Genomic DNA, 25,279 nt, shown 5'->3' with positions numbered 1-25,279 from the left:
CGACTTCGCTGCATTGATGTCGATCGAGGTACGTTGAATGGTTGATTTAGAAGACATCGAAAAGGCCCGCGATCGGATCAGCGGCAGCATTCGTCCGACCCCGCTCGTATCATCGCCTTCGCTATCGGAATTCTGCGGTGTGCCCGTACGCCTCAAGTTGGAACATCATCAGGCCACGGGAAGCTTCAAACTGCGAGGCGCCTTCAACGCGCTTCTTCAATTGACCGACGACGAGCGCGCGCGAGGCGTGGTTGCTGCTTCTACAGGTAATCATGGAAGAGCGTTGTCATTCGCAGCGCAGGCGCGTGGCGTGAAGGCGACGATATGTATGTCGAGCCTGGTGCCGGACAACAAGGTCGTCGAGATTCGCCGCCTTGGCGCCGATGTCCACATTGTAGGACGGTCACAGGACGAAGCGCAGGAAGAGGCCGAACGGCTGGTCTTGAGCCGGGGATTGTATCCGATTCCGCCCTTCGATCATCCAGCGATCATCGCCGGCCAAGGAACGTTGGGGTTGGAAATCATTGATGCCCTGCCGGATGTCGCGACCCTACTCATTCAGCTTTCCGGTGGTGGCCTCGCCTCGGGTGTCGCACGCGCGATCAAATCCAAGCGGCCCAAAGCGCGCGTTATTGGGGTCACGATGGAGCGTGGCGCGGCGATGAAAGGCAGCCTGGATGCTGGTCACCCGATCCAAGTGGAAGAATTCGAGAGCCTCGCGGATTCCCTGGGTGGCGGCATTGGTCTTCACAACAGGCTGACCTTTGCCATGTGCGGAGATCTCCTGGACGATGTCATTCTTTTGAGCGAGGCCGAGATCGCCGCCGGTATCCGACACGCCTACCTTCAAGAGCGCGAGATTGTCGAAGGCGCTGGTGCCGTTGGGATAGCAGCTTTGTTGGCGAACAAGGTCAGCAGCCTCCGAGGTCCCACCGTGACCGTTCTGTCAGGCCGCAATATAGATATGCAACTGCATCGCCGTATCATAACAGACGAAACGAGCCCCAAATGAATTTCGCAAAACCGAAGATCTTGACCGAGCCTCAACTGAAGGGCTTAGTGAAGTTAGATCTCGACATCGTCCGCTGCGTGGAGGAGGCATTTCGCACCTTGGCCACTGGAAAGGTTGTCATGCCGCCCATCCTGCGGCTCGATATTCCCGAGCATCGCGGGGAAGTCGACGTCAAGACGGCCTATGTGCCAGGCCTGGACGGCTTCGCCATCAAGATCAGTCCGGGTTTCTTCGGCAATCCCGACATCGGCTTGGCGAGCACAAATGGCTTGATGATATTGCTCTCTAGCACGACGGGTTTGGTGCAGGCGCTGCTGCTGGACAACGGTTATCTGACCGATCTGCGCACGGCCGCTGCCGGCGCGGTCGCCGCCAAGTACCTCGCCCGCGAAGACGCTTCGACTGCCGCCATCTTGGGCGCGGGGCAGCAGGCCCGTCTTCAGTTGCAAGCGCTCATGTTGGTCCGTCGAATCCGTTCGGCCCGCATATGGGCACGCGTGGGCGCCAAGGCTCGCCTCGTCGCACGAGAACTGTCCGATGAACTAGGAATCGAAGTTGCCGCTTGCCCGACCCAGGAAGAGGCTGTTGCAGGGGCGCATGTCATTGTCACGACGACGCCATCTGACCGCCCCATTATTTTGTCGCGGTGGCTTGCACCCGGACAGCACATCACAGCAATGGGCTCAGATGCCGAGCACAAGAATGAGATTGAGCCTCAGGTGATCGCCATTGCCGACATTTATGTGGCCGACAGCTTGGCACAAACGAGACGCCTCGGCGAACTGCATCACGCCATCGAAACGGGTGCAGTTGACGAGAACGCGCGCTTCGCCGAGCTCGGGCAGATCATTGCCGGTGAGGTGGCGGGTCGGACAAGTGCCGACCAGATCACGATCGCGGATCTCACCGGAACAGGTATTCAAGACACCGCTATCGCTAACTTCGCATTCGCACGGTCCCGTCAACTGACAGAAGGAACGACCAACGAGCCCTGATAGCCATCGTTGATTGACATGTTACTACTCGTGGAGACCCTAGCCGACGGCCCGCTGCCCATTCGGGAGCTAAGAACACCCATCGGAAAGTAGCAGAGCATGACGCGTTGTCGCAGCGGCAGCCTTCCTGCCTGGCGAGACCGGTTCTCTTCGCCGGTATGCGGATCGGCGCCGGGACCTGCACCGACAACACGGGTTGGCGCCGGTGCAGTTGCTGACGACCGATCCCGGGCCGGACGTCGCGCCATATCACAATCGGCAGGTTGTGGTCCTTCAGCCGGAGAACTGGGCGGCGTGCATCAATTTGACAAGCCTGAGGCCGGTCTTTTGCGGCCGCTGCCGGCTGGATCACTCTCAGTGAAGACAGTTCGCCCTGAGAGCTCCTAACTTAACTTCGCAAAATCTCCGGCACGCTGAGAGGCCCGAGATCGAGGACCGGCGTGTACTCACCGGTGCGGCGCCAGACGCCCCGCACCTTTCCATTCTCCCGATCACGGGGATCGAACGTCAGTCCTCGAAGTGATCCAGAAAGGCCTCTGCAGATGCGGCGTCGCTGAAGCGAGGGAGTGAGCATTTCGAGCCTGAACAAGCCACCCCTTCGCCAATGGCCTTCTAGCGCCTGAACGGTTCATCATCGGTCGACTGTGTGCAATGGACTGCTGCACAATCGGGTCAGGCGGCTTTGCGGTTCTGCCCCTTGCTAAGCAACGCGGTGATGAACTTGTCCCACTTCTTCATGCCGGCGCGCTTTTCCGGCATGTAGTTCCACCTGTCGTAATTCTTCGAGCTGACATCATGCAGGGCGTGGTTCTGGATGCGGTCGCGGATTTCCTTCGTCACACCGGCTTTGCCAGCGAGTGTCTTCCAGGTGCGCCGCAGATCCCGATTGGTGACAACCGGGATGACGCCACGCTCGCGCTGCCTCCAGATGAAGCTGTATAGGGTGTTGTGGCTAACCGGTACGGACGGGTCGTTCGCTGATGGAAAGAACCATCCATATTTGTTCGGCTTGAGGGAATTGATCAACTCGGCGGCCAGCGCGGGAACGGGTATCGCGTGCGGCCGGCTGTTCTTCGTCTTTGACCAGTCGATGATTTCTTCGGCGGCATCCCACTGATCGACGTGAAGTCGGGCAATCTCCTCGACGCGTTGTCCAGTCAGCATGAGGATGCGGATGGCGCGGGGGTACGGCGGATGCACGGGAGTGTCGGGGCATTCGAGCCAGCGATAGAGCCGCACATATTCGTCCTCATCCAGCCAGCGGGTGCCGACATTCTTTGGCTCGGTTGGGATGCCCGCTGCCGGATTGTAGGCAAGCCGGAAGCGGTGAGGGGAACTGTTCCGATAATCATGCTCGGACTTCATTCCCCAGCTATAGGCGGAACGGACATAGCTTCGGACATGATCCGCCATGACCCGGGCGCCGCGCTCGTAGATGGGGCGGATGACGTTGGCGACTTCATCGGGTTCGATCTCGCGCGCAAGCCGATTGCGCCCGAGGGTGTCGGCAACCTTGTTTAGTCCCTTCTCGGCTTCCTTCCAGGAGGACTTGCCGTTCTCCCTCAGGTTCTCGACATAGGCCTCGAAGAGATCGCCGACGGTCCCGGGCCGGGTATCCGTGGCGATTTTGATGCTGCGGCCCTTCTGGATCAGGTTGGCGAAGTCGCGCTGAAAGAGTTCTCGCGCTCCAGCCAGTGAGATCGATGGATAGGAGCCGATTTTCTTTTTCGTCCGTTTGCCATCGCGCCATTGCTGCGCCATCCACTCGGCTGTCACCCGCGTGGGCATCGCCTTCAGCACCAGCACCAACCGCCCCGTGCCGCGACCTTCGCCATCGGCGAGATCCGCCTGCTTGCCTGACTTCTCGACCTGTTTGATTGCTCGCCGAATGGCTCCGTCAGTGAGGCTGGGCATGGCTGGGACTCGTGCAGATTTGGGGGCGGTATGGGCTCGTTAATTGGTGACGGTAAGGCGATCACTCGCCGAAAATCGCCTCCAATATGCCAAATTCCGCCCCCTGTACGCAAGGCCAAAAAAGATCAATGATTCAATAGGATTGAGCGTGATTGTTCGTGATGTTTGGAGGACAAAATGGGTGATTGTGGACCAGGATGATCGCGGTGGCCGACAGTTCGAGCGCGCGCTTGACCACTTCCCTGGGATAGACGGGCGTGTGGTCGACCGTGCCTGTCTGCTGCACCTCGTCTGATATCAGCGCGTTCTTCTTGTCGAGGAAAAGGATGCGGAACTGCTCGCGCGCCTCGAACGCCATGGCCGAGCGGCAATAGTCGAGGAGCTGCTGCCATGACGAGAGGATTTCGCGGCCCTGAACCTCGCCGCGCGCCATGCGCTGGGCGGTCGCCGCGATGACCTTCAGCTCAAGCGCCACGGTCGGGCCGATGCCCGTGACCTCCTGCAACAGGCCGACGGGCGCGCCGAGCACTTCGGCCAACGTGCCGAAGCGGGCCAGCAGCGCCTTCGCGACCGGCTTGGTGTCGGCGCGCGGGATCAGGCGGAAAAGCAGGAGTTCCAGCAGTTCATAGTCGGGCAAGGCATCCGGGCCGGCCGAGGCAAAGCGCTCGCGCAGACGATCACGGTGGCCGAGATAGTGAGGCTTTTCGGCGGGAGCCTGTCTGGCCTTCGTGGCTTGCCGCACCGGCACCTCGGAGAAGAAACTCCGCTCGTCGTCATCGCCCTGTGTCGCCATGTGCCGCCCATCCAGCCCGAGCAATGATCGCTGATCCCCGCGAAACACTAGGACGGCGGGCGGGGGCGGTCGAGGTCTTTTCGGCGGCAAGGAATAAGTAAGCCACCGACCTCAACGCAATGTCGCGGCAATGGGGGTCGCGCAAGCTCACGGCATCGCCATTGATGGCCCCGCATTGGAGAACCAAGATGCCCAGCCTCGTTCGTATCCTGCTGTCCGTCGGGCTGTTTCTGAGCTTCAGCCCTGCAATGGCTGCCCTGGTGATCGATGCCGTACCCGCCGGTAGCCGCTCTGATCAGAACCTCCCGATCCATTTCATCCAATACGATGATCCTTGCACGGACGGCCGTTACAGCGACGGTAAGCCGCATAACTGCCGGGAGCTCCTGCGCATGCTGGACCGCCGGGAGCGTTATCGGGAACGGCACGACAATTACCGGCGCGAACGCTACGATCCCTGCATCAATGGCAGGGTTAGCGATGGCCGTCCGCGCAGTTGCCGGGAAATAATGCGCTGGCTAAGAGATCAGGACGAGACTGGCGGCCGCGCAAACACTGGAAATAGGCCGCTATTCAAGACCTCGCCACGGTGTCCTAAACCGGCAGGCCGGGGCGGTCGAGCTTTTTGGGCGACAGCGTGAAAATCTCGCAGCCGGTGTCGGTCACGCCGATCGTGTGCTCATACTGCGCCGACAGCGAGCGATCGCGCGTCACCGCCGTCCAGCCGTCCGACAGGACTTTCACATGCGGCCGGCCAAGATTGATCATCGGTTCGATGGTGAAGATCATGCCGGCGCGCATTTCCACGCCTTCATTGGCGCTGCCATAATGCAGGATGTTTGGGGCATCATGGAACAGCTGGCCGACGCCGTGGCCGCAGAAATCGCGCACCACGGAGCAGCGCTCCGCTTCGGCGTAGGTCTGGATGGCGGCGCCGATGGCGCCGGTGCGCGCGCCCGGCCTGACCGCGGCGATGCCGCGCATCAGGCACTCATGGGTGACCTCGAGCAGGCGTTCGGCGGCGCGCTTGATCGTGCCGACCGGATACATGCGCGAGGAATCGCCGTGCCAGCCATCGAGGATGTAGGTCACGTCGATGTTAACGATATCGCCATCCTTCAGCGGCTTGTTGTCGGGAATGCCGTGACAGACGACATGGTTGATCGAGGTGCAGGACGATTTCGTGTAACCGCGATAGTTGAGTGTGGCCGGCAGCGCGCCGTTGTCCATGCCGAACTCGAAGACGAAACGGTCGATCGTGTCCGTGGTGACGCCGGGACCGACCATTGGCACCAGCTCGTCCAGGCAGCGCGCGGTGAGGTCGCATGCTTTGCGCATGCCGGCAAAGCCTTCCTCGCCATAGAGGCGGATCTGGCCGGTGTTTCTGAGCGGTGCAGTGGCGGCGTCGAGATAGGTGACCATTTTGTCCATATAGAAGGTGGCGCGCGGCAGGAGTGAGGCGCGTAAGTGGCACCAGATTTGGCACTTGGGAGCGAAAGGTTCAAGGAAGAACTGCCTGATGCGGTCCCAGCCGCCGGATATTCGCTTGCCGAGGCAATGCTTTCCCGTTTTTCGCGGCGTTGCTTTCACTGCCGGGCCGCCTGGTGCCGGCAGGCTTTGCCTTTGCCCGCTGCAGCAAAGCGGCGGGTTTCCGCAGTGACGACACATTTCCGTGGCACAAAACGAACGAAGCAACTTTTGACGACGAACGGCGTTGCTTGGGCGATGCCGGTTCGGGAGATGTCGAATGGACAGATTGCAATTCGAGGTGCCGGTGCGCATCGCACCAGGCCCCGGCTTGCCCGTCGAGGAAATCTACAGCGTCGAGCAGGCGCTCGATTTTCTGCAGGATTGGCCGGCACGCCGGCAGGGGCCGGTGTATCAGAAAGCCTTCAATGCCTGTTTCGGTGCCACGGTGGATGTGGTCGAGACCGAAGACGCCTGCCGGGCGTTCATGGCGTTCTGCCGTGTCACCGGACTGATGGCCGGCGACATGATGGTGCCGCGCAAGCGCGGCGGCGAGGCGAGAGCACTGCCGGCCTGAGGGCCGCCGGGTGAACCAGTTCGGGTTCGAAAGTACATGACAATTCGCGTGCGCGACGCATCGCCGGTCACCGTTAAGCTTCCGTTTCCACCTTCGCTGTTAGCCATTGCTTGTTCGGCAATGGTTGATTCGTTGCGTCAGTTTCATGGTTCGGAAGATGTACCCAGAAAAAGTCCGTGCGTTCCCGATCGATCGTCAGCTATTCTTGGTCAGGGAAGTTGCCGCCAAGCTCGGCAATCTGCATGGCGAGACCGCCACCTCGTTCTGGAAGGCAAAAGCGACGGAGTTGCTCGATCTCGTTGTCGGGACGGGCAGGGACAGAACGGCAGCCAGCGACGAAGTGCGCAGGTTCTTCCTGGCCGTGCAAAGAGAATTGTTGGCTGAGTCGAACAGTGAGTCCGTGCCAGTTCTTTCCGCCTGAAGCGGCGGACGCCGATCAGACGATGGCACCTCCGATCAAACAATGGCACCCCTGATCGAAAATGAGCCTAAGTTTTAGCCTTTCGTTCATATATGCGTGCTTTCTAATTGACCATGGTGTTCAACTGCTTCACCCGGATACGGCTGACGGCGGCCGGCATAGGCCGCAGCAGAGCCGCGAACGTCGCCACCATCTTTGCCCTCACCCTGCCGATCGTTGTCGGTGCGGCGGGTTTTGGCGTGGAAACCTCCTATTGGTACTATAACAGCTTGAGACTGCAGGCCACGGCGGATGCCGCGGCCTATGCCGGCGCGCTGGAGCAGATCTCGGGTTCCGATACGCCGACGATCGTCGCGGCGGCGACCCAGTCGGCCGCGACGAATGGGCTTGGCGCAGGCACGATCGTCGTCAATACGCCGCCCGCGTCCGGACCGAACACGGCCAAGAAAGCGGTTGAAGTGATCGTCGGCCAAAAGCTCGATCGGATGTTCACCCTGATCTTCACTCAGACCCAGGTTCCAGAACAGGCGAGGGCCGTGGCCCTCATCACCAATGCTTCGAAGGCCTGCATACTCGCGCTCGATCCGACCGCCTCGCAGGCTGCCCTGTTTTCTGGCAACACCAGCGTGAAGTTCACCGGCTGCTCGGTGATGGCCAATTCGATCGCCTCGGATGCCATCAAGCTTCAGGGATCGGCGGGTCTCCAGGTCGATTGCCTGATAACGGCGGGCGGCGTCTCTCTTAGCAATCCCGTCACCACCGTTTGCGCGGCCCCGATCACCCAGGCGCTGCCTGCCGCGGATCCATTTGCCGGCCTTCCGGCCCCGGCGGCCTCGAACCCCTGCAAGAATATCAATGGCAACAAGACGACGCAAACGATCCAGCCGGGGACCTACTGCAGTGGACTCAGCCTCAGCGGCGATGTCACCCTTTCGCCTGGGGTCTACGTCGTCCAGGGGGGCGATTTCAAAGTGAATGCGAACGCCAACGTCTTCGGTGACGGCGTCACCATCTACCTCGCCGGCGCCTCGCGTGTGTCGATGAACGGCAACGCCACGGTCAATCTGAGCGCGCCGACGTCCGGCAGTTACTCGGGCGTGCTGATGTATGGCGACAGAACGGCCACCGGCGGACAGAGTACCTTTAACGGCACGGCAACCTCGTTGCTGACCGGCGCGCTCTACTTCCCCAGGCAGCAGGTAAACTATCTCGGGAATTTCTCCGGCAAAAGCGGGTGCACGCAGGTTGTCGCCGACATGATCCAATGGTCCGGCAACGCGACCATCAATCAGGATTGCACGAGCCTTGGAATGGGCGATATTTTCGCCGCGCAGTCCGTGATGCTGGTCGAGTAACCTTCCGTGGATCGCCGATCGTACTCAATTCTTAAAGATGAGGTAGGCGCTGCGGCCGTTGAGTTCGCGATGGTGCTGCCCTTCCTGTGCCTGGCGCTGCTCGGCATCGTCGACGGCTGGTCATACGTCACGAACTCACTGTCGATGCGCGCCGGCGTCAAGACAGCGGCAAACCTGGTGCTGGCTGGGTCGACTGACGATGCGGCAACGCAGGCCGTTGCCCTTTCGAGCTGGGAGAAGCGGCCGGACGACGGACAGGTCACGCTGAGCCGGATCCACAAATGCGGGACGACGGTGGTCGACGCCTCGACGCTGTGCAGCGGACCGAAGTTGTCGGCGGTCTTTGTTCAGATCCAGGCATCGGCCACCTGGACCCCGCCCTTCACCTTCGGCGTCTTTTCCGCCCCCAGCACGATCGGCCACCAGGAGTTGATCCGTGTTCGGTAATGCGAGGGGCTTCAGGGCCGATCGATCGGGCGGAGCCGCGCTCGAATTCGCGCTGATCGCACCGTTCCTCATCATGCTGCTATTCGGAATCTTCGCCTTCGGCTGGTCGATGAATTCGGCCTCAAGCGTTCGGTACACGCTGGAGGCGTCCGCACGGTCCCTGCAGCTTAACAACACGCTGACTCAGGCCGACATCCAGGCGATCGCGACGCAGAAACTGCTTGCGCTGGGTCTGAAGGATGTCAACGTCACGATCGCCATCGATCCCGTGAGCGGCGGCTTTCGCATGGCGCACCTGACCGCTGCCTATGCGTTCGTCATAGACTTCCCGTACTTCAGTGCCTTTCCGATCAATTATGCGACGACCGTTACCGTGCCGCTGGTCGGCAGCTAGACGTGGGCTGTCCCTGCCATGTCGGCGAAGGACGTTTGGAACGGTTCCATTCCGTCCAGTAACAGGCTCTTTTGCCAGCGCGGGATTGTCGAAATTTTTATCCAAGACATCAAGAATCTTTAAACGTGTGCCCTTTACGAAAGCACGTATGGCCTCGTGGCGGAGCGGCTACGCTAGAGACTGCAAATCTCGGAAGCCTCGGTTCGATTCCGAGGCGAGGCCTCCAAAATCCCGATGCGGCTGGATCGTCGGTCCGGGACGGGATTGGAGCCGTCCCTGGTCCATTACGCATTACGCCGAGCGGTTCCGCTTGGGCGCAAAAAGCTCTAACGGAACAGATATCTCGACACCTCGGGGTTGCCGCGGCGCCACATCACGTTGTCGAGGAAATAGTGGTGTACGTTGATGAAAATCAACACGATGAAGAAGAACAGCGACGACCCAAGGACCTCCCGGTCATAGGGGACAATGGCGGTCAGCGCGGTCGGAATCAGCCAGAAACCCAGACCGCCAAGGAGGAGGCCAGCACTAATGAACTCCAGGAGCCGCACTCTGTAGGCCGGACCAAGAATCGACAGGATTCTGGATTGCGGAATTTTTTCTGCATCGCGCGCATCACGCTCGACATTGCTCTGATAGCGCCAGACCACCGCCAGGTACTGCAAGGAATGGAGCGCCGGCACTACGAGCAGCCAGAGCGGGTTTGTCCTTACGATCAGAATCCAAAGATATAGCGACGCGCTGTAGGCGATGATGCCGTTATATGGCAGGCTGCCGCCATTCCTGGTCCAGCGATTGATCAGCATCACAACCGTGGCAGCCGTGGAGGCGGCCGCGGCCGAGAGTGCAATCGCATTGAGCCATGCAGGGGTGGCAAACGTGTAATATTCCAGCCCCAGGTATTTTCCCTGGCTGACCGCCGTGTTCGTCTGAAGCCACGCGAACAGCCAAACGGCATAGCTGTTGACCAGCAGGATTTTCTTGTCCGGATCGGTGAAGAACCGGCGCTTCAGGACGGCATCCACCATCAACATGCCGTAGCCTTGCTTGACGTAGTGCCAACCCACGAAAAAGAACATCGCGTTGGTTGCATTCCCCAAGAGCCGGGCGTTAGCCGTTATCGAGCCATAAGCGAAAAATGCGCCCATGAGCAGGGGAACGACGATGCCGGCGAAGATGTAGCGGATCTGCAGGTTCCTGTCGTATCCGTCGCCACGCAGCTTCCGCCCAAAATTGCGGTAGAAGAGTTGGTAGGAGTGGGCGAAGTGCGGATAGTTGATCAGATAAGCCAGGAAAAGCATCGTCGCCGCAACGAGCCCTTCGTATCTCAGCGGCACGAAATACAGCACGGGCAAAATCAGGAATGCGCTGCCGCCAAGCATCAGAAAGTCCGCGAGCGGACCAAAGAGATATTTTGGAGGCGTTGCCGCAGGAGCGCGTGTATCCGCCGAAAGGTGAACTGCCATGTGAGCGCTCCCTTACGGTCCATTTAACCACCGGCCCGTTTGCTCGACAAGGTCGAGAATCCGAGCGGTCACCGCAACAGGCTTGAGCATCGGCCGCAACGGACGCCGTGATCCTCAAATTGTCGATGCGGTGCCGCCCTGCCAAATCTGCCGGGCACTCGCTGTGTAGAATCGGGAAGGAGAGACCGAGGCCTGAAAAATCTGGTACGCCCAAGGGGAATCGAACCCCTGTTACCGCCGTGAAAGGGCGGACTTTTCGACTTATGCAGAGTTCTAGTTGTCTACTCGTGTCTATCGGCGTTTAACGTAAGTCGTTGGATTAATTAACGGGTTCATTGCGCTTATCTAGGGTTGTCTTCGCGCGTCCGCGGGTGTATTTCGGGACCGATTTCGGGTCCATTTTAGGAGCAGGCGGGCAGATGGCGCGAACCAGAACAGATGCGGCAATAACGACGCGCAACGCCCGCAAGCAGCTCAGGCCGCGAAAGAAGCCGTACTGCCGGTCGCTCGGGCCAACCGTTGCCGTCGGCTACCAAAGAAGATCGCGGGGAGGGGTGTGGCAGGCAATAGAATCGCTCGGTGACAAACGTTACCGAGTTGAGCAAATTGGCGTCGCGGATGATTTTTTGGACGCGAACGGTGTCAACGTTTTCGACTATGAGCAGGCCAAGGGTATTGCTTTGGCCAAGATTTCCTCGTGGCATGCAAAGGAAATAGCATCCGCACAGGGCCCAGCGCCGACGGTACGTTCGGCCGTGGAGAACTACATTGAGTTGCAGGCGGCGCGGGAACGTGCGGTGGCAGGCAAAGGCAGGTTGCGGGGGGATGCACGGCTGCGGCTTTCCCGACACGTATTATCCGATCCCGTGTCTGATGTTGCGCTTCACGATTTGAAAGAGGCACATTTTGACCAATGGAGGATCCGTCGATCGCCCGATCTTTCGGTGTCGACTGTTCGCCGGGTGGTCAATGATCTCAAGGCAGCCCTCAACGCCGCAGCAGCCAAAAATCGTTCGCGCCTCCCGGCTGATGTGGCAATCATCATCAAGAATGGATTGTCAGCAGGCGAGGCGGCGCCGCCGATTGCTCGCGACCAGGCCGCACTGCCCGACGCTGATGTCCGCCGGATTATCGAAGCGGCGAGGGAAGTTGATATTGACGAGGGCTGGGATGGTGACCTTCTGCGCATGGTATTGGTGTTGTCCGCAACCGGGGCCCGCTTTTCGCAGGTAGCTCGCATGACTGTGGGCGACGTCCAGATGCCACAAAGCCGATTGATGGTGCCGACGAGTCGCAAGGGGAGAGGCACGAAGAACACGACGCACATTGGAATTAGAGTTGGCACGGACGTCATTGATCAGTTGCGCCCCGCGATTGCAGGAAAGCAGCGAGGTGAAGCTTTGCTCCAACGGTGGCGCCATGTTCAAACGAAGGCCACCGGGATCCGGCCACCCCAGTGGGTTCGCCATGCTCGTGGTCCGTGGATTGCAGCGAGCGAACTCGCCCGGTCTTGGCTCGACATCATCACTCGTGCCGGCCTTTCGCGCGAAGTCGTGCCTTACTCTTTGAGGCATTCCTCCATTGTTCGCCAGCTTCGAGCGGGTCTTCCTGTTCGGCTCGTGGCCGCCCTGCATGACACCAGCACCACGATGATTGAACGCCACTATGCGTCGGCCATTGTCGACCTGCTCGACGATCTGGCTGCAAGCGCCGTCATTCCGCTGATGGCTGACCAACCTGGGACAAACGTGGTGCCGCTTCGCGCTGGGTAGGTGTAAGCCAAAGATTAACTGCGTCGAACGACGTGAGGTAACGTGGACGCCTGTGGATATCGGGGAAAGTTTCCTGAAACAAATGGCCCTATTGATATACGCAATTGAACGCAAATGAACGAGCCGAGGATTCGTGGAAGGCGTAAAAGGTGGCTTTTCACCCGGCCTGGGCAGAGAATTATCCAGAATTTTGTCTTGTTTACACCCGTCTAAGCGTGCGCATAAGTGGCTGTTGGCTCAATTTTCATATGAGGCAACGTCATGTCGTTCCAGAACTTCACGAACAACGATTCTGCCATCCGAGCACCAACCCGCCCCCAACTCGCGACCGACGTCAAGGGCGCGGTGATCTACACCGGGCTGTGCCGTGCGCAACTCTACAAGGACATGCGCGCCGGCCTGCTCGTTGCTCGTAAAAAGGGTGCCCGCACGATCCTGCTGTACGAGGATTTGGATCGCTACCTCAAAGCCATGCCCGAGGCGAAGTTCAAGCCCCTGGGCAAGGACTCCTTGAACTCATAGTTCCCCACCCTCAACAAACAATCTTGACCAAGGTCGTGCTGCAGAGCCCGACCTCTGGAAGGACTTTGCCATGGGACGCCGCTCCGACTTCCCGCGCATCGCCAAAGATCTCTACAGCACGCCCGCGATGGCCCTTCCGCCGCTGCTGTTCCATCTTCCTCGCGCTGTTCGCTACCTTGAACCCACAGCTGGCAACGGCGCTCTAATCCGCGGCCTAGCCGAGCATGGTCATACCTGCCAATTGGCAATCGATATCGACCCGGCGGACTCGAGTATCGTTTGCCGTGATGCCCTCTCACTCACCGCGGCCGACGTTGCGTGCGTTGATATGATCATCGCCAACCTTCCGTGGACCTGGTCTTCATTTGAGCCGCTTCTAAAGCATCTGTTGACGCTCGGCCGTCCGATCTGGATCCTGCGGGACACCCAATGGCTATTCAATCTGCGTTCAATGGCGCTGGTTGCTCGCTGCGGCATGGTGCAACCCACGCGCCGATTGCGCTGGATTCCAGGCACCAAAAACACCGCGAAGGACGATAGCGCTTGGCATTTCTTTCCGCCCGGCTTCATCGGCGCTCCGTTTCTCCTACCGCGCATCGATCTCCACGAACCTCGCGGAGAGGGCCGTGAGCAATAAAGGCGGCCTTTCCGGCAAGCACCTGGCATACAAGGTCTTGGCGCATGTTCGCGGGATTAGGGAGAGCCAGCGCGCTATTGCCGCTCAACTGATAGAGCACATGAACTCTAAAACTGGAGCATGCTTTCCCAGCATGCGACTCTTGGCCGACGAGTTGCGCTATTCGCTCCCCACAATACAGATTGGAATTGCAGCTCTCACCGACCCAAATGATCCGGACCGTCTCTTCGACAACCTCAATCCGGGGCAGGGCAACCTGCCGGACTATGAGCCTCGATGGTCGCGTTTTGAGGAACTGAACGCCGAAATCGAGGCGCGCTACCTACTCAGCACTGTTAAACTCAGGGCTAACAGTTCCCACCGGCGAACTGTTAAATCGGCAGTGAACAGTAACTGTATGGCAAGAGCCGCTGTAACTGTTCAACACTCAGCTAACAAAACCAATTTAAGAACCAAAGGCGCGCGGCCGGCCGCCCCTCAGGCGGCTGGGCCGGTCCGCGCGCCTTCGAAGGAAACGGCAGAAAAGAGCGCGCTGCCAATGGGCCCGCCAGTTCCGCTGCCACCAGCTTCTGAAGAGGCTGGGGCTCTTGAGCTTCCGCCGACGGCAACGGTGAGACGCGGGCCCACTGAGGCTTCCAGAGCCCATGTATCAGCCATGCACGAGAAGTTCCTGCGCGAGCACCAGCCAGTAGGCCCGACATGGCCTCGGGGTGGGTCTAAACGCCCTTGAAGGCGGAGCTGCAGCACTGAGAAGCAAACACCTAACCGACGCCCGGCGGATCCGGGCAAACACGGAGGCAGCAATGACGTTAGATAACAGGATTTCTAGAATGCGGAGCTTTATGCGCCAAATGCGAGCCATGCCGCCAGTATGGAGCGAGTCAGCGCATAGCAAGGCCCCAGATGTTCTGCCAAACCTGCCGCAGGAGATTGAGCCATTGCTCCGCGCAATTGACAAATATCGCGCCACAATACAGGTGCTCGGCCAAGAAGAATTGGACGAGCTATGCTCACACTTAGTCGGCCAAACGCTGAACTGGCGCTATGGCGAAGACTGGAGATGCACCGCGATGGCGTTGTACCATTTGGTGAATGCGGAGTCGCTTCGCCGGCTAGATGAAGAAGGCTTTTGCGCGCGGCACGCTGATCATGACACCGGACAGTAAATTCGTGAGCGCTGCCGATCTTGAACGCGTCGAGCCCCTTCATTTGACGGCTAGGTAAAATCGTCTGGTGCAAACTCACACGCGTACGGTATAAGAATACCGCTATGTCAAAGGCCAAACTGAACATGAGGCAGGAGCGTTTCTGCCTTGCCTTATCCGAGGGCCTCCCCCAGTCCCGGGCATACATCGAGGCTGGTTATACGTCGCGCGGCAATGCGGCTGAGGTCGCAGCCGCGCGCCTGTTCAGAAACGTTCAGGTGCAATCACGGATTGCCGAGCTGCAAGCTGGGGCTGCAAGGCGTTCAGAGATAACGGTCGACGACTTGGTTGCTGAACTCGAAAGCATGCGCAAGCTCGCCATGGCATGCAAGAACCCGGCTGCCGGCGTAGCGGCTGTCATGGGCAAAGCGAAGCTACTTGGGCTGATCGTTGACAGAGCCGAAGTCACCACGACGCTGCGCAAGCCTGCACGCCAGGCGACAGACGAAACGCACATGACGCTGGAAGAATGGCAGCGGAGGTTCGCGACCAACTGAACTGGCAGAGTGGAAATTATTCAGCTCAAAGGTTCGATGTCCCCCATTTTCGCTAGAAGTTGACCATTGTAAGTTGGTCCGTCCGCTCCAGCATGAACCCGCCTGTGACAGTTTGGGCAGAGAGAAATCACAAAATGCGGGTCGTCCGGACCGCCGTCGCTCGCTCTCCGAATATGGTGTGGTTCAAGATATGCGCTGCCATCCACCCGCTGAAATGGGGCCGGCAATGTGCAACCCTCGCAAGCACCGCCTGCACGAGCGAGAACGTATGAGCGGACATCGGCAGATCGAGAGTAGATCGTCCTTTCGGACCGTCCACTGGCCGTCGATGGGGCAGCTGCCTGCATCGCACGCTGCCTCAGCACGGCCAAATCGTCGATTGGAGCAGCCGATTGTTCCGCAGTTTCAACAACTCTGTCGAGCGGGTGGAGTTCGAAGATAATCGCCCGTCGGCTGGTCCTTTGCTGTCCTGTGACGTCCCCCAGCGCCAACCGGCACAAACATACTCACCTCGGAAGGTTATCGAACGCTCGGGGTATTCCTTTTCAAACCATAGCAGATCCTTCCCATTGGCAAGGTGGTCCGCAATTGCGCGGTTTCCTCGCACGATGTCCATATCGCCGACCTGGCCCTCGCCGAAATAGTCGATCCTCCCGTCGTCATAGAAGACGTCGTCGTAACCATATTCTTGGCCACGTTTGCCGGTTATGAGGAAAATGACGTTGTGATTTGCAGGTGTGATAATCCCGCCTTGCTGTTGCCCTCCGTATCGCGCGTGGATGTCGCGGCGGCGGTTGTACTTCTCGCCTCGAATGAAGCCCCTGCTCATGTCCCCTCCAAGCTGTTGTGCACGTCAAAAAACCGAGTGTGTCACCTGGAGGGCCGTCGCGATATGGGCGTCAGGAGCAGATAACCGGTTGACGTTCTGGCTGCACGGTTTTATCAAATGCTGAAGCAATTGATAAATAAAATGGTCGTAGGTCATGAGCGGCAAGGCTTTCAAGAAAGTTGTGGCATATCTCCGCACCTCGTCTGCGGCGAATGTCGGTGCTGACAAAGACAGCGAGACGCGGCAGCGCGAGGCAATAGAGGTCTACGCCCGGTCTGCTGGGCTGGAGATTGTCGAAACATACTATGATGCCGCCATCAGCGGTGCAGACCCGATCACCGCTCGACCAGGATTTTCGGCAATGTTAGAGCGTCTGCTGTCGAACGGCGTGCGCGCCATTCTAGTTGAAACGGCCTCGCGGTTTGCACGAGACCTCATCGTTCAAGAGACGGGATACGAGATGCTCAAGGCGCGCGGCATCGATCTGATCGCCGTCGACAGCCCCGAGAGCTTCGTGGCTGATACGCCGACTGCGAACTTGATCAGGCAGGTGCTGGGCGCTGTTGCCGAATTTGAGAAGGCGATGCTCGTGGAGAAGCTGCGAGGGGCTCGCGAACGTAAGCGGAAGGCGACCGGCAGGAAGGTTGGCGGCCGCAAAAACTATGCCGAAATCGACGGTGGACCGGAAATGATCGCGCTCGCAAAAAAGCTGCACCGCTACCCGGTCAATGGGAGGCGGCGGACCCTGGGTGAAATCGCGGAAGCCCTAGAAAACGAAGGCTTAGTGTCGAGCACCGGAACGCGGTACACACCGACCGCAATCTCAAGAATGCTTGCCGCCAAAGGCAGCAAGCTGACGGCTGGACATGGAGTTGATCACGAACCTTCGCCAGCCCACTCTCTGGCCCGTCCAGATACGCCCGACTTGCCTGCAATGCGAACTCCGCTTGGTTCGCGATGGTAACGGGGTAGAAATTGTCTTTCAGCGGGGGTGGCGATTGGCTGGAGGCGTTCAACAAGGATGCGGTAATCGTGGCGGACATCGTCGGCCTGGTCGTGACGCGCACACCAGAGGACGACGCCAATATGGTTGCCGTATCCATCCATGCCCGAGCTGAGAGCTTCGCCGCTCTGTATGCCGCCGGCCCCAAGCCGCACCTGATCGCGCAGCACGAGGAGCTCGACGAGGTCTGGCGACGCACCCACGCGGACTTTAAGGGTGCCGTAGACGGCAGACGGACGTTGATAGTGTTTCGTTGCGACGGGTCGACGCTCGCTCCGCTCGATGATCTCGCGCCCGCCGAGATCGCGCGGCTGTATCCGAGGAAGGAGTAATAAGGCGCCAGGTTCCCGGCACGCCAGGGTTTGCCGATGCGGGGGCCTTGTGGGACCATACAGACCATCCTGCGTTCGATGATGCGGGGCTGAGGATCTCGCAGTGGTCATGGCGCCGAACGGCCCGACCTTCGCGCATAGCCGGAAATCTCGGCAAGGGCCTGCTGCCGGCTGCGGGTCTGTTCCTGACCAGAGGGCTGATAGCCTTCGCAAAGAAAGTTGGACCGTGGTCAATGGCCGCGGCGGACCCTGGCTGATGTAGCGAAAGCGTTTGCGGACGCGAGCCATCTGGCGAGCTCAGGAACGCTATACACACCGACCGCAGTCTCGAGAATGCTGAGGCGACGTAGGTCAACGCCAATTTATCGCCTTCGCGCTTGAGCCATCCCCTGCAGAGTTGCAAAAAAAGGTCACCAAGCCTGCCGAGCGAACGCCGCTAGGCTCGCGCTGGTAAGACCCGGCAACCCGCCCCCGTGGTTGTCGGCGGGCGGGGGCGGGGGGCTAGTTGTGGGGCCCCTATCAGGTGCGCCCGGCCCCCTCGTCACGGATCCGGATCACCATGTCCGCCGACCGCTATCGCCACAAAACCCAAGCCGCGCTGAAAGACCGAGTTGAACCTAATCTTGGCCATCCAATTGGAGTGTTTTAGAAGCTCAGACCACCGTCTGATCGTGACATGCTTTATGGATTCGCTTTTGCCGGTGACACTCGCCAATCGATGACACACAATTGGAACTTTCCTTCCTCAGCAATACGCCGCGAGTTTCTTGAATGACAAAGGCGCCTAACGCGAAGCTTATGGTTGAACTTATCAACGTCGGTCACGGCGACTCGCTGCTGCTACATTGGATACCGGAAGAGGGAAACCCATCGACCATCCTTATCGATGGCGGGCCCCTGGCAGGTGAAGGGCGCATTAGAGAGACGCTCAATCGTGTTGGGGCAACTGGGATCGACTTAGCGGTGCTCAGCCACTGCGATGCCGACCACGTGGACGGGTTGCTCGCCTATGCCAAGCTTGCGGATCGGCTACCAATCCATCGCTATTGGGGCCCATGCCTCCCCGCGTTCCGTCGCCACGGCTGGCTTTTCCCTGCGCGGATCGAGCGCGGCCTCGACCAGACTAAAGTGCTGCAAGAGGCGATTGGCGCAGACTGCGCGATATCTTGGCCAGTCGAAGGTGCAGGTTGGACAAGTCCTGACGGTGGCCTCTCCATTAAGGTCCTGTCACCTGCAGCCCGCCTTATCGAGCGTCTCCTGCTCGGCGAGGATTCGCTGAGCCTTTTCCTCGAGCACCCCACGCCACTCGGATGGCTGCTAGCCGGGGACTCCGAGGATTCTCTTATCGAAGACCCCTTTGCAGAGCTTCGCTTCGCAATATCGACTGGCGAGATCGGGCCTGATCAAATGCCGGCGGACCTTCCGCCGACCCCGCGGCCCTCCACCCCCGAAGAGTTCGCCAGGCAGGCGGCAGAAAAGGGGGTGGAGCCCGAGTTTTTTGGAAACTCAGTACTTAATGACACCTCGATAGTGCTCCTCGTCGAGGTTCGCCTTGGCGTCGTCCGCCGACGCCTCTTGTTCACTGGAGACCTCGAAAACTTCACCTATCTCATGGCGCGCCATCCGGTGGGACTAGGCTGCGAAGTCGTGAAGGCGCCGCATCATGGGTCCTATTCCTTTGTCGATCGAGACAGCGCTTATGATGCGGTCTGGCAATGGTTGCGACCGCGCGCGGTGCTAGTGAGCGCGAATGGAAAACATGGATTGCCCCGCAGCGACTTCCGTGACGCGGCGTTACGCTATGGTGCAACCCTGTTCTGCACTTCGCGGCGCAGCCGCGAGATCGTTAGCGGACCGACCCTCGAACCTTGCTGCAACGTCCAATATGCGTGCAGAAACAACGCTCAGGCACCGGTCTCTCTTTCAATTACGAGCGCCGGCATCGTCAGTGACGGAATTGCGTGCTCGCGGGGCAATCTATCCAGCGCCATGCCGGTGATCGAGATTCGACAGCATGTCGTCGAACCAAGCCCGATCCTCACAACCCTTGCTGAGAATGAAATGCGGAAGCACATCGAATGGGCGGTCAAGTGGCTGCGCATGACACTAGGTGATCGCCGCGCCCGACCAACTCGATCCGACTTCGCCCCGATCCCCCTCGACGTCATGCGACAGGCAGCAGTCGCAGCAAATCGGCTGGCGGCCGCAAGTGAGATGGAAGGGATACTCGAACGCGCTTCTCGTGAGGGAAAGGTCTGGCTTTCCCGAAGTAGCCGTTTCCGGCATGATGATCGTCAGACTTGGATTATGCCCGATTCCAACGATCGAACTGACCTCAGGGCCTGGATCGACGAGTACCTCGTCGTCCAGCTTGCTGTGGAAGATGCAAGTTCTGGTTCAGCCGTCGAGGAATTGCTCTACGCAGCGAATACGAGTTGGCTGGCTGACCGCCTGGCGAAAAGCCTCCTTTTTCCTCGGGCAATGTTCAAAGACATTCTCTGGCCGATGATAGTTGACCATCTTATGCGTACCCGCACGATAGCCGTCCGAACGTTCGCAGATGCAGATACTGAGAACACATACGGCGCCACGACGATTCTGGCCCTGTTCCATGGCGACAGCCTCGACGAGATGACGGGGACGTTAGCCAAGAGCATTGAAGCCCTTGGCAATAACGAAAAATTGCATTCCTATTTGGAGTGGTCAGCGCGAGCGCTTCGTGTGTACCACCATAAACCATCTCTCGAATGGCCTGAGGTACTTAATAGACTTGTGACGCCTCTGTGGCTTGGAAAAGTATTGCCGCCAAGTGGCCTGATGATGAGGAGGGGGCATTCCACAGAGCTGCACGTTGACGATTTGAAGGAACTCGAACGTGCAGCCATCGAAGAGTGGATAAGCGATGTTGGTTCATCCTGGACCCACAAAGAACTTCCTATAGAGCTAGCGCCGGCGGCACTCGCTGCAACGGTGTTAGGAGGCGGGCTTGACATCATCAGAAAAGCGAGAACACGCCGTTTGTGATGTTAGCTATCTGAACCTTGGTGATTCGTCGCGCAAGGTGCCCTGTTTTGGCGGCTAAACCGAACGGCAACGTTCGGCCTATCTCGGTCATCGGGGGCAGCCAGCTGATAGAGCTTTGATCTACAGAGTGCCTGAGTGCCTGAGTGTGCGTTCCTCGTCGTCCGGACGCCCGGTCTCCGGCATGCCCCGGGGCGCTTGTGGGCCCCATCTCAACGCGCGCAAGGGACGCCGAGAGGGCTGTTGCAAGGCACGCAAGTCGCCACCGCAGGACTGAGTAACCTAAATCACGTTGCCACGAGCTGTTCGCCTCGGTGAGGCACTGCAAGACACAATACACCGGTCTTTTTTTCGGTGGGCAAAGGACTTCGCAGCTCTCTAAACTAGATCGTCGCCCAGCCGCAGGATCGAACTACTTCGATGGCAGCCAAGCCTTGCGATGATCGTCTGTGAAAAACAGGTGGACTTCAAATGGCGCCACGTCCAGCTTCAGTGTTGCGACGAGACCGGCCAGCCGATAGGGTTCAGCAGTATCGTTGGGAAAAGTCCGAACAGCTCCTTTTGCACCGCGGAGAGCGTCAGTGACGGCCTGGCGCGAGAGCTGATCTCCAAGTAAGTCGTGGTGAAAGCTACACAGCGCGAGTAGGTTCGCGGCGCCTGGGGCGCCCTCATTCTGTAAGTGTTGGACATGGTGTGCCTCGATCAGGCTCCGTCGGTATTTGGGTAGCGAGACGTAGGTGTCGGGCGGTGTAGCCTGGTTAACTTCACGGTCGCCGAGGCAGGCCTGGCAATGCCAGGCATAATGATCCTCTTTCAGCCGTAGGATTTGCTCCAATTCCTCAACTGAACCGCGGAGATGATCGGTTGATGCCGGAGCACGAGGTTGTGAGTTCCGGTGCTGGGAGAAGGACCTCTTTGGTGTGTTCGTGGCCTGTGAAAGCGGCCGGAATGACGCCGGATGAGGCACAGCGGCGCGCTTGTCTGCTTCACCGATTCCATGTCCTCGTTCGGCGCGGCCGATGGTCTCGTTAGACGATGGTTCAGACAAGTCGCTTGGCGGCGCATCGGCCTCAACGTCGCCGGCATCATCTGGGGCACGCGCCGCCGCCTCGAAAGGCATCTCCACAGCCAGCATCAATGCGTACGAAGAAAGTGGGTCTGCATCATCGCCCAACAGATAATTCCCGAGAGCTTCATAGATTTGGACACCGACCGGTCGACTGCCGTCGAGCCAAACCAGTCCGGTTCTAGGGTCGACGCCGGCCGCGAACGCGACGGTATAGGATCGCCCGCTGAGCTCAAATGTCGCGCGAAGATCTTGCGCGATCCGGATGCCCGTCAGGTGGCGCAGTAGTGATCGCCAACTGCCGCGGAGGTGTTCCTGGGCAACGCCGTGCCGCTCGAGCCGCTTAGGCAGCTCCAGTATCATCCGTTCCGACTGCAATCGGTGAAGCACAGACTGGAGAGCGGGTCCGCCAGAAGAAGCATCGCCTGCTGCGGTGAAGGTAGTAGGACGACCGAGGGCACGACGCAGGGAGCGGACGCCTGCGCTTCTGAGTGCGCTGAATAGCGTTCCGCTGACGCCCTCTACGTCGGTTATGGCAAGGCGCTTCGAGCGGTCACTTGCCAGCAGGACGTCGTGCAGTGGGGGGAAGTCCGGAAGATAGATTGAACTGCGGACGCTCGTAGCGCGCGCATGGCTCACGAACTCTATCTGACCATCGGGTCCGCGCACTGGCAGGCAAGGCAGGGACGAACGACCCTCCCACCATTTGAGAGGGCCGTGTTGACGGTCGCGTAAATGGCGAACTGCTTGGGCAAGGTGGCGGGCCTGCGTCTTGTTATTCTGACGAGACAACCAAGTGAAAAAGCCAAGCGACAGAACCTCGGTTAGGAAACGTGCGAAACCACAGTCGACCAGGAGACTGACTCGCTCCGGAGAAAGGCCCGGAGGAAACCATGCCCGCTTCCACTCGCCCCACAGATCGAGATTCTGAGGATGGGATAGGTAAAGATTAGTCGGACACAGCATTTGGCCGCCCAACGGAACAATTGCTCTGCCTGCCAGTAAATTTGGGTTCGTGTGCGATGAAAAGGCATTTAGCCGACGGAACAAAGTTTCTCCAGGCGCGGGTCGTCGTTCAAGCGCTTCAAGGATAGCGTCGGGGTCTGGCGAGATTTTCACTCCGAGTTTCATATAGAGATTGCGAAAGGCACCCCCCGTGAGGCGCCGCGGGTCAAGGTCACACACACGCACTGCCAACGCGTCGCGATCATGCAGACTTCGGACGTCGGCAAGGCCCCCGCTGCCATCGACCGTACGATGGGCCTCTGCGATAATCGCAACGAAACTACTCAGCTGAGCTTCGCCGAGGAGATACTGCAAGTCGAGTTCCAGTTGTTTAATAGCGGCCGCCATGTGGAGGCGCGCACTAGGGTCGGCTCGATTCAGCTTTTCGATTGCCTTCGCTTGCTGGTTGTACCAATTCTGCAGCTCGCCCTCACAGGGCCATACGCGCAGATAGAGCACACCTCGTTTGCTACGCCTCATACCCGGAAAGGTCCGGAGGTCGCCCCGGGGGCTCGGCACAACCGTCTTGAGAAGGGCGGCCAGCCGGAGAGATTTCGGCGCCAGAAGTTCCTCCAGCGCAAAGAATTCACCACTTTCGGAAGGCCAGATCGCCTGTTTCGCGAGGCGCGTCAGTGTCTGCGGTAGTAACGCCGAATGATTCTTCGCTAGCCAAACGAAGAAGCGTTCCTTCGACGATGCTGGTAGATCCGCCACGCGCGCGTGTTCCAGATAGGTATCGATCTTGAACCGTTGCAGTTTTGTCGGGCCTTCGCGAAGGAGCGGCAGTGACGCCAATCCAGGATGGATTGTGGGCGGTGTGAGGAGACCCGGAATGGTTGGCGCTGGTTGCCGCGTGAAGTAGGCCTGGGGCCACGGCATCCAACCGTGTGAGGCCGTTGGGAGGAGCGCATTTGTCCGAAGTGTTTCGACTAAGTTGTCGGGCAGGGTGCCACGATCTAGCGCGCGTTGCGCGATCGCCAGGCGCTTTCCAGTGGAACGGACGTGAGCAGACGACACGCCTCCTGCTTGGAGTGTTTCGCGGGCGGCAACACTTGGCGGTATGAGTTCACGAACTGCATCAAGGTCAGTCCACACTGAAATGCCGCCGCCCGCGAGTTGCCGCAGAGTCTCGACGACATGGGTTGGCGTTCCCGCCGCCAGCAGCTGGCTACCCACAGGCGCAAGACCAAAGAGCTGTGGGACGATCTCATTTGGCTGGTCGGCGTAGAATGCGGCCACCAAAGGGTCACGGCCGCGCGGAAAGCGCTGCCTACCGATCTCGCCGCGGTCCGAGTTCGGGCGCACGAGAAGTGCCTTGACTGTCAGGATGGTCCTGCAGAGCGCGGCTTCTGCGGCAGGATCGGGCCTGCTGGTCTGCCGAACCAGCCCGAGAACAGCGGGTCCGTATCTTGGAATTAGTTGCCCTTTGAACAAATGCGCCGCAGCGTTTCGGGCGGCAGTGAGAAGACGGTCGTTGCGCTGGTTTGATGAGGCGAGGCCATGACGAGTTGTGTCGGAAATGAACGGGGCCGAGATATGAAAACCATGGCCTGAATACGCGTCTGAAGCCCCAGTTGGATAGCTGATAGGATAGCGAAGCTTGCCATCGCAGCCGTATGGGCGCCCGGTTGGGTCGATCGCTAACGAGATCTCGCCGACGATGCCCTCGGCGCGACGGAAAAAGCGGGGGACTTTTGCGCGATCGTCGCGAGCAAGCCTAATTGGGAACTCTGCAACGGCTTCACGGATCAAAAATTCCCCGTTGCCTTCCATGTCGATGTGTTCACACGTTCGGCGGAGCAGGCCGGGCCATCCGCGGAGTTTGGCCGGCTTGCATTCAAAGACAAACCGGTGGGCCTCCGACCCTTGCCAAACCAACTCGAGTTCGTATCGGCTCCCCGCTAAAACTGTCGCAATAAGACGAGACGGAACATCACGGACAGCTTCGTCGAACATTGTGCGCAGCAGTTCAGGGCTCGGTGGTGCTAAGTCGAATTCTTCGCCACTTGGCACATGTATGCTCCGGGTCCGGTAGGGGATGGTGATCCGGGTTCCCTTCGACGGGCTGGATAGGTCGGGAATACGCGGCCAGACCCCTGGATCCAACTCTCGTGATTTAGGAAATTGGAAGAGCACAAGATCCACACGCTCCCCACTCGAGCGGACCTGAATCTCGTCCCCCAGCCGGAAGCCGGTCCTGAGGCCGTGGTTCTTAGCACCTATACCATCATGCTTAGCGCGAGTCTTACCGCCGGCACCGAGAACGAGCTCTAGTCGCTCCCAACCCTCACCGTCGATGCTGGCTCCATCACCCTCACAGATGAGCGCGGTATCGGAGAAGCTAATGATCGTCTTGGATGAGGCAGCGTCAACTTCGTTCTGCACGAGTTCGACAATTAGATCTTCAAGCTTAGCATTGCCCAGAAACTGACCGAGGATTCCGGGGAGATCGACCTTTTGTTGAAATGTTCTCGCTTGATTCATGTGATGGTCTTAATGGATCCGCTTCAAATATAGGCTTGCATCGACGAGGGGGCGTTCGATCTTTT

At 59.2% G+C, this 25,279-nt stretch carries 22 protein-coding genes, 2 tRNA genes and 1 pseudogene; 17 read left to right on the top strand and 8 right to left on the bottom strand.

Going from position 1 to position 25,279, the window contains the following annotated elements; all coding sequences use genetic code 11:
- Nucleotides 1–37: 37 nt before the first annotated feature.
- From eutB to LB554_RS13105, 3 genes and pseudogenes are all read left to right on the top strand, one after another.
- Nucleotides 38–1,012, top strand: a complete 975-nt coding sequence (gene eutB, locus LB554_RS13115) for a hydroxyectoine utilization dehydratase EutB (RefSeq protein ID WP_224584923.1) — start codon at nt 38–40, stop codon at nt 1,010–1,012.
- A complete protein-coding gene (gene eutC / locus LB554_RS13110) occupies nt 1,009–2,007 on the top strand; it encodes an ectoine utilization protein EutC (RefSeq protein WP_224584921.1) in 999 nt (332 codons plus the stop codon). Before eutB ends, eutC begins: the two co-directional genes overlap by 4 nt.
- 211 nt (nt 2,008–2,218) lie before the next feature.
- Nucleotides 2,219–2,394: pseudogene (locus LB554_RS13105) on the top strand (SOS response-associated peptidase); the annotation flags it as partial.
- 285 nt (nt 2,395–2,679) lie between these two features.
- On the opposite strand, the gene LB554_RS13100 reads toward LB554_RS13105, so the two are convergent.
- The 3 genes from LB554_RS13100 to map all read right to left on the bottom strand — a co-directional run bounded on the left by LB554_RS13100 (nt 2,680) and on the right by map (nt 6,136).
- Nucleotides 2,680–3,921: a tyrosine-type recombinase/integrase gene (locus LB554_RS13100; RefSeq protein WP_224584919.1), complete on the bottom strand. Its 1,242-nt coding sequence runs from the start codon at nt 3,919–3,921 to the stop codon at nt 2,680–2,682.
- A 133-nt stretch (nt 3,922–4,054) separates the two neighbouring features.
- Nucleotides 4,055–4,714: a RadC family protein gene (locus LB554_RS13095; RefSeq protein ID WP_224584917.1), complete on the bottom strand. Its 660-nt coding sequence runs from the start codon at nt 4,712–4,714 to the stop codon at nt 4,055–4,057.
- Nucleotides 4,715–5,308: 594 nt separating this feature from the next.
- Nucleotides 5,309–6,136, bottom strand: a complete 828-nt coding sequence (gene map, locus LB554_RS13090; protein WP_015317558.1) for a type I methionyl aminopeptidase — start codon at nt 6,134–6,136, stop codon at nt 5,309–5,311.
- Between the two features lie 325 nt (nt 6,137–6,461).
- Between map and LB554_RS13085 the strand changes: the two genes are divergently transcribed.
- The 6 genes from LB554_RS13085 to LB554_RS13060 all read left to right on the top strand — a co-directional run bounded on the left by LB554_RS13085 (nt 6,462) and on the right by LB554_RS13060 (nt 9,601).
- Nucleotides 6,462–6,758: a DUF982 domain-containing protein gene (locus LB554_RS13085; protein ID WP_015317559.1), complete on the top strand. Its 297-nt coding sequence runs from the start codon at nt 6,462–6,464 to the stop codon at nt 6,756–6,758.
- Between the two features lie 157 nt (nt 6,759–6,915).
- Entirely contained in the window at nt 6,916–7,179 is a 264-nt protein-coding gene (locus tag LB554_RS13080) for a DUF6074 family protein (protein ID WP_140661130.1), read from the top strand.
- Nucleotides 7,180–7,292: 113 nt separating this feature from the next.
- Nucleotides 7,293–8,534 (top strand): pilus assembly protein TadG-related protein, encoded by a 1,242-nt coding sequence (locus LB554_RS13075; protein WP_181166292.1) that lies wholly within the window; start codon nt 7,293–7,295, stop codon nt 8,532–8,534.
- A 6-nt stretch (nt 8,535–8,540) separates the two neighbouring features.
- Complete coding sequence (locus LB554_RS13070; RefSeq protein ID WP_041163437.1) at nt 8,541–8,981, top strand: TadE/TadG family type IV pilus assembly protein; 441 nt, start codon at nt 8,541–8,543, stop codon at nt 8,979–8,981.
- Nucleotides 8,971–9,375: a TadE/TadG family type IV pilus assembly protein gene (locus LB554_RS13065; RefSeq protein ID WP_140661131.1), complete on the top strand. Its 405-nt coding sequence runs from the start codon at nt 8,971–8,973 to the stop codon at nt 9,373–9,375. The genes LB554_RS13070 and LB554_RS13065 overlap by 11 nt, the downstream gene beginning before the upstream one ends.
- Nucleotides 9,376–9,525: 150 nt before the next feature.
- A tRNA-Cys gene (locus tag LB554_RS13060) sits at nt 9,526–9,601 on the top strand.
- Nucleotides 9,602–9,701: 100 nt separating this feature from the next.
- Here LB554_RS13060 and LB554_RS13055 read toward each other — a convergent pair.
- Both LB554_RS13055 and LB554_RS13050 read right to left on the bottom strand, forming a co-directional pair.
- A complete protein-coding gene (locus tag LB554_RS13055; RefSeq protein ID WP_140616111.1) occupies nt 9,702–10,841 on the bottom strand; it encodes a hypothetical protein in 1,140 nt (379 codons plus the stop codon).
- A 202-nt stretch (nt 10,842–11,043) separates the two neighbouring features.
- A tRNA-Glu gene (locus LB554_RS13050) sits at nt 11,044–11,130 on the bottom strand.
- Nucleotides 11,131–11,260: 130 nt separating this feature from the next.
- On the opposite strand from LB554_RS13050, the gene LB554_RS13045 reads away from it, so the two are divergent.
- From LB554_RS13045 to LB554_RS13025, 5 genes are all read left to right on the top strand, one after another.
- Nucleotides 11,261–12,613 (top strand): site-specific integrase, encoded by a 1,353-nt coding sequence (locus LB554_RS13045; RefSeq protein ID WP_224584915.1) that lies wholly within the window; start codon nt 11,261–11,263, stop codon nt 12,611–12,613.
- Between the two features lie 261 nt (nt 12,614–12,874).
- Nucleotides 12,875–13,135: a helix-turn-helix domain-containing protein gene (locus LB554_RS13040; protein WP_224584913.1), complete on the top strand. Its 261-nt coding sequence runs from the start codon at nt 12,875–12,877 to the stop codon at nt 13,133–13,135.
- 70 nt (nt 13,136–13,205) lie between these two features.
- Nucleotides 13,206–13,772, top strand: a complete 567-nt coding sequence (locus LB554_RS13035) for a hypothetical protein (protein WP_224584910.1) — start codon at nt 13,206–13,208, stop codon at nt 13,770–13,772.
- The gene (locus LB554_RS13030) at nt 13,762–14,502 is read left to right on the top strand and encodes a helix-turn-helix domain-containing protein (RefSeq protein ID WP_224584909.1); all 741 of its coding nucleotides are present in this window, start codon (nt 13,762–13,764) and stop codon (nt 14,500–14,502) included. Before LB554_RS13035 ends, LB554_RS13030 begins: the two co-directional genes overlap by 11 nt.
- Before the next feature lie 540 nt (nt 14,503–15,042).
- Nucleotides 15,043–15,474 (top strand): terminase small subunit, encoded by a 432-nt coding sequence (locus LB554_RS13025; protein ID WP_224584907.1) that lies wholly within the window; start codon nt 15,043–15,045, stop codon nt 15,472–15,474.
- A gap of 20 nt (nt 15,475–15,494) precedes the next feature.
- Here LB554_RS13025 and LB554_RS13020 read toward each other — a convergent pair whose 3' ends face one another.
- Nucleotides 15,495–15,821 (bottom strand): HNH endonuclease, encoded by a 327-nt coding sequence (locus LB554_RS13020; protein ID WP_224584906.1) that lies wholly within the window; start codon nt 15,819–15,821, stop codon nt 15,495–15,497.
- An 11-nt stretch (nt 15,822–15,832) separates the two neighbouring features.
- On the bottom strand, nt 15,833–16,303 hold the full coding sequence (locus tag LB554_RS13015; RefSeq protein ID WP_224584904.1) for a hypothetical protein: 471 nt from the start codon (nt 16,301–16,303) through the stop codon (nt 15,833–15,835).
- 154 nt (nt 16,304–16,457) lie between these two features.
- On the opposite strand from LB554_RS13015, the gene LB554_RS13010 reads away from it, so the two are divergent.
- The 3 genes from LB554_RS13010 (at nt 16,458) to LB554_RS13000 (ending at nt 20,662) form a co-directional block, all read left to right on the top strand.
- The gene (locus LB554_RS13010) at nt 16,458–17,267 is read left to right on the top strand and encodes a recombinase family protein (protein ID WP_224584903.1); all 810 of its coding nucleotides are present in this window, start codon (nt 16,458–16,460) and stop codon (nt 17,265–17,267) included.
- Nucleotides 17,268–17,278: 11 nt separating this feature from the next.
- Nucleotides 17,279–17,638 (top strand): hypothetical protein, encoded by a 360-nt coding sequence (locus tag LB554_RS13005; protein WP_224584901.1) that lies wholly within the window; start codon nt 17,279–17,281, stop codon nt 17,636–17,638.
- A gap of 798 nt (nt 17,639–18,436) precedes the next feature.
- Nucleotides 18,437–20,662 carry a ComEC/Rec2 family competence protein gene (locus tag LB554_RS13000; RefSeq protein ID WP_224584899.1) on the top strand — a complete coding sequence of 742 codons (2,226 nt, stop codon included), beginning with the start codon at nt 18,437–18,439 and terminating at the stop codon, nt 20,660–20,662.
- Nucleotides 20,663–21,071: 409 nt separating this feature from the next.
- Here LB554_RS13000 and LB554_RS12995 read toward each other — a convergent pair whose 3' ends face one another.
- A complete protein-coding gene (locus LB554_RS12995) occupies nt 21,072–25,214 on the bottom strand; it encodes a hypothetical protein (RefSeq protein ID WP_224584897.1) in 4,143 nt (1,380 codons plus the stop codon).
- Between the last annotated feature and the right edge of the window lie 65 nt (nt 25,215–25,279).

The sequence above is a fragment of the Mesorhizobium sp. CO1-1-11 genome (assembly GCF_020164995.1).
GTDB lineage: Bacteria > Pseudomonadota > Alphaproteobacteria > Rhizobiales > Rhizobiaceae > Mesorhizobium > Mesorhizobium australicum.
Note: the sequence above shows the minus strand (reverse complement) of the source record. Positions and strands in the feature narration are given on the sequence as shown.